Source organism: Planktothricoides sp. SR001 (assembly GCF_001276715.1).
In the GTDB taxonomy this organism is placed as follows: Bacteria; Cyanobacteriota; Cyanobacteriia; order Cyanobacteriales; family Laspinemataceae; genus Planktothricoides; species Planktothricoides raciborskii.
Genome location: NZ_LIUQ01000049.1, coordinates 39582 through 49077, shown reverse-complemented (window position 1 = coordinate 49077; position 9496 = coordinate 39582). Strand labels below are relative to the sequence as shown.

The 9496-nt window shown below is 44.4% G+C and carries 7 protein-coding genes and 1 tRNA gene; 4 read left to right on the top strand and 4 right to left on the bottom strand.

The genetic code is table 11. The features are described 5' to 3' along the window. Positions 1 to 1968 (bottom strand): calcium-binding protein (locus AM228_RS33335; RefSeq protein ID WP_304437849.1); only part of this gene is annotated, 1968 nt, incomplete at its 3' end. Between the two features lie 442 nt (positions 1969 to 2410). On the opposite strand from AM228_RS33335, the gene AM228_RS33330 reads away from it, so the two are divergent. After that, positions 2411 to 2650 (top strand): hypothetical protein, encoded by a 240-nt coding sequence (locus AM228_RS33330; protein WP_156331980.1) that lies wholly within the window; start codon positions 2411 to 2413, stop codon positions 2648 to 2650. 86 nt (positions 2651 to 2736) lie between these two features. Continuing rightward, a tRNA-Lys gene (locus tag AM228_RS22530) sits at positions 2737 to 2808 on the top strand. A gap of 232 nt (positions 2809 to 3040) precedes the next feature. On the opposite strand, the gene dxs is transcribed toward AM228_RS22530, so the two are convergent. Beyond that, positions 3041 to 4948: a 1-deoxy-D-xylulose-5-phosphate synthase gene (gene dxs, locus AM228_RS22520; RefSeq protein WP_054469190.1), complete on the bottom strand. Its 1908-nt coding sequence runs from the start codon at positions 4946 to 4948 to the stop codon at positions 3041 to 3043. Positions 4949 to 5277: 329 nt separating this feature from the next. On the opposite strand from dxs, the gene AM228_RS22515 reads away from it, so the two are divergent. Continuing rightward, a complete protein-coding gene (locus AM228_RS22515) occupies positions 5278 to 6270 on the top strand; it encodes a glycosyltransferase family 2 protein (protein ID WP_054469189.1) in 993 nt (330 codons plus the stop codon). A 5-nt stretch (positions 6271 to 6275) separates the two neighbouring features. On the opposite strand, the gene AM228_RS22510 is transcribed toward AM228_RS22515, so the two are convergent. Beyond that, entirely contained in the window at positions 6276 to 7019 is a 744-nt protein-coding gene (locus AM228_RS22510) for a 4'-phosphopantetheinyl transferase superfamily protein (protein WP_054469188.1), read from the bottom strand. A gap of 165 nt (positions 7020 to 7184) precedes the next feature. After that, on the bottom strand, positions 7185 to 7310 hold the full coding sequence (locus AM228_RS36365) for a hypothetical protein (protein WP_255353250.1): 126 nt from the start codon (positions 7308 to 7310) through the stop codon (positions 7185 to 7187). 83 nt (positions 7311 to 7393) lie between these two features. On the opposite strand from AM228_RS36365, the gene AM228_RS35610 reads away from it, so the two are divergent. Beyond that, positions 7394 to 9403 carry a hypothetical protein gene (locus AM228_RS35610; protein ID WP_231636912.1) on the top strand — a complete coding sequence of 670 codons (2010 nt, stop codon included), beginning with the start codon at positions 7394 to 7396 and terminating at the stop codon, positions 9401 to 9403. The last annotated feature ends 93 nt before the right edge of the window (positions 9404 to 9496 follow it).

Below are 9496 nucleotides of genomic sequence, written 5' to 3'. Positions count from 1 at the left end.
GTAGAGGTTATAAGTGTCATCCCCTAAACCTCCTTCTAGGGTGTTGTTCCAGCCATAAACTTCCAGGATGTCGTTATCGTCGCCACCCAGCAGAAGGCTACTGTCAGAGCCGCTGCTGTAAAGGCTATCCGCTCCAGCCCCTCCATCCAAAGTGCTGCTGTACCCCCAGTAATTTCCAATGAAGAGGGTATCGTTGCCATCACCGCCGAACAGACTATCTTGAGTGGAATAGCCATAGTAATAATAGCCATTATTACTCGACAGGTAGTCATCACCAGCACCCCCATCGAGAGTGTTATTGCCAGTGCCGCCATCGAGCGTGTCATTGCCGATACCGCCATCTAAGAAATCATTGCCAGCACCAAAATCGATCAGATTATCGTTGCCATCACCGCCAAGCAAGGTGTCGTTGCCGCTGCCATCGCTGGAAATGGAGTCATCTCCGGCATCGCCAATCATGCTGTCATTAGCGTTGGTGCCTTCCAGGTTGTCGGCGTTGGCAGTGCCGGTAATGATATTGGGGCTGGTCGGTGGGGTGAGAATTTCGTTGCCGTCGAGATAGTCAATCTTTTCGATGAAGCCGGTGCCCGCGCCCGTACCCGCTGCATTAAAGAAGTCAAGAATTACTAAGTCTTGGCTGGTGTCTGCTATACCGTCTTGGTTAATGTCAATCACCAAGCTGGTGCCTTGTTTTTCCAGTCCGGCTTCACCGACCGCCAACCCATTTAAAGACAGCTTTAAACCAGTCGAAAGGATATCGGTTCCTCCCGCATCTTGGATGGTATTTCCAGAGGGATTGTAGAGGTTATAAGTGTCATCCCCTAAACCTCCTTCTAGGGTGTTGTTCCAGGCATAAACTTCCAAGAGGTCGTTGTCGTCGCCACCCCGCAAAAGGCTGCTGTCAGAGTAGTTGTAAAGGTTATCTGACCCGGAGCCTCCTTCTAAAGTGTTGTTCCATCCGTAAACCTCCAGGATGTCGTTGTCCTCGCCACCCCGGAAAAGGCTGCTGTCAGAGTAGCTGCTGTAAAGGCTATCCGCTCCAGCCCCTCCATCCAGAGTGTTGCTTAACCAGTAAGATCCAACAAGTAAGGTATCGTTGCCATCACCGCCGAACAGACTATCTTGAGTGGAATAGCCATAGTAATAATAGCCATTATTACTCGACAGGTAGTCATCACCAGCACCCCCATCGAGAGTGTTATTGCCAGTGCCGCCATCGAGCGTGTCATTGCCGATACCGCCATCTAAGAAATCATTGCCAGCACCAAAATCGATCAGATTATCGTTGCCATCACCGCCAAGCAAGGTGTCGTTGCCGCTTCCGTCGCTGGAAATATAGTCATCTCCGGCATCGGCGATAATGCTGTCATTGGCGTTGGTGCCTTCCAGGTTGTCGGCGTTGGCAGTGCCGGTAATGATATTGGGGCTGGTAGGTGGGGTGAGAATTTCGTTGCCGTCGAGATAGTCAATCTTTTCGATGAAGCCCGCGCCCGCGCCCGTACCCGCTGCATTAAAGAAGTCAAGAATTACTAAGTCCTGGCTAGTGTCTGCTATGCCGTCTTGGTTGATGTCAATCACCAAGCTGGTGCCTTGTTTTTCCAGTCCGGCTTCACCGACCGCCAACCCATTTAAAGATAGCTTTAAACCAGTCGAGAGGATATCGGTTCCTCCCGCATCTTGGATGGTATTTGCAGAGGGATAGTAGAGGTTATAAGTGTCGTCCCCTAAGCCTCCTTCTAAGGTGTTGTTCCAACCGTAAACTTCCAGGATGTCGTTGTCGTCCCCACCCCGCAAAAGGTTACTCTCAGAGGAAGCATATAGGTAATCCGATCCAGTCCCCCCATCGAGGGTGTTGTTGCCTATATTCCAATTCCAGTCAGCCCAGAGGGTATCGTCTCCTTCAAATCCGACAATACTGTCGTTGCCATTGCCAGTGCCGACGAGGTTATTGGCAGTGCTGTCGCCCAATATTTCTGCCATCACACAATCTCCTGTTTTGATTTTATATGGGTTTTTTTCTATTGTATTTCTATTTTTTGTGTTGGACGAAAATTTAACATTGATTAATATTTTATGAAGTTTTATGTCAAGTCTTAATACTTTTTTACAAAAATAAAAAAAATTTTTTAATTAATATATTATGATTTTTTCCCCTAAAATAAAGCTATTTTTTTATGTAAAAATTAATTAATAATAAAAACAAAGACAATGACAATACATTTTGGCTGATTTATTAGCCAAAAAAATCAGTAATATGGAAGTACAAATTTTTCAGTGGTTCGGGAAAAATCTCGATCATAAAAAAAGACTAATGAGCATTGGTTGGAGAAAAAATCCTTAAAGTCAGTTACATTTCTTCAAAATTGATCTATTGATCTTCGGTGAGGGGTTAAAACTCTAAATAAATTATTTGTTATTTGTTATTTGTTGTTTGGGAGATGAATGGCGATCGCACTTAGGCAAAGACTTTATATGTTCGGCTGTCACCGCGATCGCTTGCCCCGATCCTGTGGCTGCGGCAGTCCTCAATGCTATAGATCAAGGCGATCGACAGCTACTCCAAATTGTATTGGTGCGTTACCGCTCGGAACAACACCCTACTCCAAATTGTATTGGTGCGTTACCGCTCGGAACAACACCCTACGGATAAAAGCTTTTGCCTACTGGATCGGATGGATCGGATTGAAATTTTTCAGAAGTTATTGTATAATGCCGATAACGGTAATTGAGCCGGAGGGGTGACTGGCGCAACGGTAGCGCATCGGACTCTTAATCCGCTGGTTCTGGGTTCGAATCCCAGGTCACCCATTTTTAGATCGGCGGCTGATCATCCAAGTCCGCTCGATGTTTGAGCAAAAAAACCCGCACGCTGGCGGGTTTTTTGCTGTTTGACCCCGCAACTTAAAACCAAATTCGGTTCTCCTGTAGGGGCGATTCGCGAATCGCCCCTACGATAATCCCCGAAAACACGCTCTGGATTCCCGCCTTCGCGGGAATGACAGATGGCTTTATAAAGGGGTTTTGACAACCGTATTTGGTGTTATGAGTTGACTGGGGTGAGTTGACGGCTGAAGGTTTTGAGGATGCGATCGCTCATTTGGGCGGGAGTTAGTTCTAACTCTGCTTTAGACTGGTCGGGTTTAGCATGATCCACCAGCTTGTCGGGAACACCCAAACGCATCACGGGGACGAGAACATTATGATCCATCAACGCTTCGGCAACTGCTGACCCAAAGCCACCCATGAGGCAGCCTTCTTCCATAGTCACCACTTTGCCAATTTTTTCTGCTAAGGGCAAAATTAACTCAGTGTCCAAGGGTTTGACAAAGCGGGCATTGATCACAGTGGCTTCGATGCCATGTTCGCTGAGAATTTCGGCGGTTTGCATGGCTGGATAGACCATCGATCCATAGCCGAGGATTAGTACATCATCCCCTTGGCGGAGAATTTCCGCTTTGCCAATGGGCAGAGGTTCCCATCCTTCTTCCATTAAGGCGACACCGTAACCGTTGCCACGAGGATAACGCATGGCGATCGCGCCCTCAGTATATTCAATTCCGGTGACTAACATTTGCTGAAGTTCCGCCTCATCTTTCGGGGCCATCACCACCATATTGGGGATACAGCGCAAATAGGCAATATCATAAAGTCCTTGGTGAGTTGGGCCATCTTCCCCGACAATTCCTGCCCGATCTAAGCAGAAAAATACTGGCAGCTTTTGGATGCAAACATCGTGAATAATTTGGTCAAAAGCCCGTTGTAAGAACGTAGAATAAATGGCCACCACTGGGCGGATTCCTTCACAAGCCATCCCTGCGGCTAAGGTGACGGCGTGTTGTTCCGCAATGCCCACATCAATATATTGTTTGGGCAGTTTCTCGTGTAATTTATCTAATCCTGTCCCTGTGGCCATTGCCGCCGTAATGCCGATAATGTTGGGGTTATCTTCCGCTAGTTTAATCAGAGTTTCGGCAAAGACTTTGGAATAGCTGGGGGGTTTGGGTTTTTTGGCAGGAATGGCTTTACCCGTGGCTAGGTCAAAGGGACTTTGGGCATGGTAGCCTACCTGATCTTTTTCCGCGATCGCATATCCTTTGCCTTTAGTTGTGGCCACATGAACCAACACCGGCCCTTGAATTTTATGGGCTTCATTAAAGGTGTTAATCAGTTCTTCTAAATTATGACCATCCACCGGCCCGATATAAGTAAAGCCCAACTCTTCAAATACCGCGCCCACTTTGGGCACTGCCAACCGCTTCATCCCTTCTTTCACCCGCTGCATTTCCGGGGTAAAAGTTTCACCCAGGAAAGGAATCTGCTTAAACTGTTCTTCCAAGTTGTCTTTGAGGAACTGTACCGGCGGACTCAGACGCATTTTATTCAGATAACGAGGAATTGCGCCCACATTAGGCGAAATGGACATTTCATTGTCATTGAGCACGACCATGAGGTTAGTATGAGGCAAATGACCCGCATGGTTAATCGCTTCTAAGGCCATGCCCCCAGTTAAAGCCCCATCCCCAATTACGGCGACTACTTTAAATTTTTCCCCTTTCATATCGCGAGACAACGCCATGCCCAAGGCTGCCGAAATGCTGGTGGACGCATGACCCGCCCCAAAATGGTCAAACTTGCTTTCGCACCGTTTGAGATATCCCGCTACCCCATCTTTTTGCCGCAGGGTACTGAAGTTGTTGTAACGACCTGTGATGAGTTTATGGGGATAGGCTTGGTGTCCCACATCCCAAATTACTTTATCGTGATCCAGGTCAAGGGTCTGGTATAGTCCTAGGGTGAGTTCCACCACTCCCAGACCGGGGCCGAGGTGTCCCCCGGTTGCGGCGATCGTTTCTAAATGTTTTTCCCGAATTTGTCGGGCAACTTGTTCGAGTTGGTGAATCGATAGACCGTGTAATTGGTTCGGATGCTTAAGTTCGCTGAGATGCATAGGTGTTAACCTGTGGTAAAGATCGGGCTGCTAGTAAAAAAAAGAATGACTTGGATAAGTCCCAATGAATGAATCAATAAGTAAAACTTAATTTAACAGCATCATACAACTTTTAGATGTCATTTTTTTCATTGTTGATTGTGATTGTGATTGTGATTGGTTGCTGGTTGTTTGACCCAAATAACCAATAACCAATAACGAACAATGAACAACGAACACACTAGACACTAGACCCAGAGGTTAAGAGTCTAGTTTACTGGTTAAATATGAGTATAGCGGTGAATTTATCATAAGATTTTCTGAGAGTTTGCTGGTTGATTTGTTGATAGATGACTAAACTGATTATTCAAATTCCTTGTTATAACGAAGAAGCCACCTTGGGCATTACTTTATCAGAATTGCCTCGCCAATTGCCAGGGGTGGATTGTGTTGAGTGGCTGGTGGTTGATGATGGCAGCCGCGATCGCACTGTGGAAGTAGCCAAAGCTTGCGGGGTGGATTATATCGTAAATTTGCCCACAAATCAAGGTTTGGCTAAAGCATTTATGGCTGGTTTAGAAGGGGCACTCAAAGCGGGGGCGGATATTATTGTCAATACGGATGCGGATAATCAATATTGTGCTGAAGATATTCCTAAACTAATTCAGCCGATTCTGTTAAAAGAATCCGAAATTGTGATTGGTGCCCGTCCGATTTTGGATATTGAACATTTTTCGCCAACCAAGAAATTATTGCAAAAATTAGGCAGTTGGGTGGTACGTTTAGCCAGTCAAACGGATATCCCGGATGCCCCTAGTGGGTTTCGGGCATTTAGTCGGGAAGCGGCAATGCAGTTAAATGTTTTTAATGAATATACTTATACTTTAGAGACGATTATTCAAGCGGGACAAAAGGGGATGGCGATTACTTCTGTCCCCATTAGAACTAATGGTTATTTACGCCCTTCTCGATTGGTAAAAAGTATTCCGGTTTATATTAAACGGTCTATTTTTACTATTTTTAGAATTTTTATGACTTATAAACCCCTGAGATTCTTTTTGCTTCTCGGCGGGGTTCCTTTTACCATCGGTTTTGGGTTGGGATTCCGTTGGTTAATTTATTTTTTGATTGGGACAGAAAGAACTCGAATTCCTAGTTTGATTTTGGCCGCAATTTTGATGTTGATGGGGTTTCAATTATGGATTTTGGGGTTGGTGGCAGATTTGCTGGCGGTGAATCGCAAGTTATTAGAAGAAATTCAACTAAGAATGCGGCGGGCTGAGATTGAAACCAGTCAGTTAAAACCCCTGAATGATGGCGCCAAAAAACCGGGTAATGATTAGAAAGTTTAGCTTTCTCCCCAATACCAATATTTAATCACATTACTAGGGGGCTGCATAGCCACTGCTGCCATATAGCCATAATTGACCTCTAATTTTTCTATTTGCCATAATGATATCCCCTGAGAATTTCCGGCAATTTTGATAATTTTCGCTGGGAGGTCGGGATTGATGGATACTTCTACTTTTTCTAAGCCAATAATGCCTTCGCCGGTGGCTTTTAAGTAGGCTTCTTTACAAGTCCAAGTGTGAAAAAAAGCTTTTTCTTGCTGTGGTTTTGGCAGTTGAGTTAGGGCATGATATTCAGCGGGACAAAAGAATCTTTTAGCTAAGTTTTGTACTTCTACGGGGCGGATATATTCTAGGTCGATGCCAATTTTTCGGTGACAGGCGATCGCATATAATGCCCTGCCGTGAGAATGGGATACGTTAAACTCTAGTTTCTCTTGTTCCCCCGGATAATTGTCTGTTACTAACGATGGTTTTCCTTTTTGGCTATAAGTAAACTCTAGTTTACTGGGGTGAGAGTTTACATAATTACTGAGAATTTGCCGTAAAATCCCCCGACTGGCGATAAAATGCTGGCGATCGCGATCGAACCGATAGCGATCAGCCCTTTGTTGTTCGTCTGGGGAAAGAGTTTGCTGCAACTGTTCAATTTTTGGCCAAGGGAGATTTAAATCCGCTTGCCAAATATGCACCTCTTCGGAGGCGATCGATAATTTATCGGGTCTGGGCAGCCATTGGGTCATAAGAACAAGGGTTTAGCGTTTAGGGTTTAGGGTTTAGGGTTTAGGGTTTGGTGATAATTGGGAATAATTTCGCATAATTGACCATGATTAAGCCTAAAAAAAATAATTTGTGCTTAATTTTGCCGAATCTGCTCTACATTATATAGTGATTAATTATAGCGGTTATTATCTGGATGAAGTACAGAGGTTTTCTGGATTCCCGCATTCGCGGGAATGACAGGTTTTTTGTCCTTCATCACTCTGACAAGTGCTATATAAAGTGGCGATCGCTGACTTTTCTACATTATACAAATAAGTTAAACATGAATCAGGAAGTGCATATAACCGTGAATCAAACCGTGAATCAAACCGTGAATCAAACCGTGAATCAAATCGTGAATCGAGACTTATTTGCTCGTGAGGCGATCGGGCAAATTCCCAAAATTCTCACCCTGCTAGACCGTAACCCCCATAGTCCGACTTATGGCTGTTTTGACCGCAACTTTTGGCACTATAAAATTATTGACTTTCCCAGTGGCATGGCTCAAGAATTTGTGTGGCCCCTGACCTTAGTCTATCAGACTAATTTGCCAGACAATCCTTATTATCAAAAGCCGGTGATTAGAGACTGGGTAGAAGCGGGAATTTTCTACGCAGCCCACAGCGCCCATCAAGATGGGTCTTGTGATGACTATTTCCCCTTTGAACGGGCGGCTGGGGCGGCGGCTTTTTCTCTGTTAGCTTGTCTAGAAAGCTATCGTCAATTAGAACTTAATCACTATGAATTATTGAAATTTTTTGAACGTCGGGCTGACTGGTTAGCCCATCATCAAGAAAGTGGTAAACTCGCGAATCACCAAGCTTTAATTGTCCTCTGCTTGGAATTAACTGGCAAACTTTTAGAAACTTCCAAATGGGAATCGGCTAAACTGCGACGATTAGAACAATTATTGTCTTGGCAAAATAGTGAAGGCTGGTTTCAAGAATATGAAGGCTGCGATCCGGGATATCATACTCTGGCTATTTCTGCTTTAGCAAGGCTTTATCAACTATGGCCAGATTCCCATTTAAAAGAACCTTTAAAGAAAGCAGTAGAATTTGCTACCCATTTTGTGCATCCTGATGGTTCTTATGGGGGCGAATATACCAGTCGGAATACTTATAATTTCTTTCCTCATGGGTTTGAGTTGGTCGGTGAATGGCTGCCAGAAGCTTTAACCATTAATGACCAATTTTTAATTGGTTTAGCCAATAATTTAAATCCCTGTTATGCGGACGATCATATTATTGGTCATCATACTTGGAATTATTTACTGGCATGGCGAGATTTTGTTAGCGATCGCCCCCAAAGTTATGCGCGATCGCTAAATAAGCCAAGTAATAAGCCAAATAAGATTTGGTTTCCCGGTGCCCAAATTATGATTTGGCGAACAGTCATTGCCAATGCGGAACATCCTGATAACAATATACCTCAGCTTGATAGCGAAAACAGTCCAGAAACTAATCCAGGAAATCCTCAAAATGTTTTAAATGTCACCCCAGATAGTAAAATAACTGAGCCAATAACTGAGCCAATAACTGAGCCAATAACTGAGCCAATAACTGAGGCAATAACTGAGAAAATAACTGAGCATTTGCCAGAAAAATTAGCAAATTTAGAGGATGCTAATAACGGAAAAATTCAAGATTATCTATATTTGTCAAATTCGCCGTCCCCGGAAAAACCAGCAGCAAAATCCCCATTATCGACGGAAAACAATGAATTAAAATCTGAATCTATCCAGTCACATAACCAGGAAAATATATCAGGAAATGAGCCACATAAAACCGCGATGGCTGAACTTTATCTAGCAATTAACAAGGGTGGAGTATTTAAACTATTTATAGATGGCCAACTCGTTGCCTCAGATACCCAGTTTTCTTTGCTGGTTTCTGACGGCAAAAAAGCCAAAAATGCCGTGGGGCATTTAGTGGATACTTATGAATATGAACTGGGAGAAAATGAAATCATTATTCATGGTCATCTGGGGTGGGCAAAACAAAAGCTGATGACGCCGCTAAATTTAATTATTCTACGCGGCGTCATGTTAACGGTGGGGCGATTTTTCCCGAATCTGATTAGAAAAATATTGCAAAAAATGCTGATTACGGGGAAACAAAAAGCGCCATTTAAATTTGTGCGTCGTTTGCAGTGGATTGATGGGCAATTACAGATTACGGATAGCCTAAGTGCTGAATCTTGGGACAAGGTTTTGTCCGCAGGAATTGGCTGCGATCAAACTTCGATTTATGTGGTGATGAGTCGCACATTTCAACCGGGGCAATTGCAACCTTGGCTGGATTTAACAGCGGAAATCAAAAGACTATCTCCCGGTGAATCTTTGACCGTGCAACGAATTTTATAGTTATTTTTAGCTAGGAATAGGCAACAGGGAATGGGCGGCAGGGGCCGCCATCGGGTGCAGGGGTGCAGGGGAGAAGTGAAAAGTCGTAGGGGC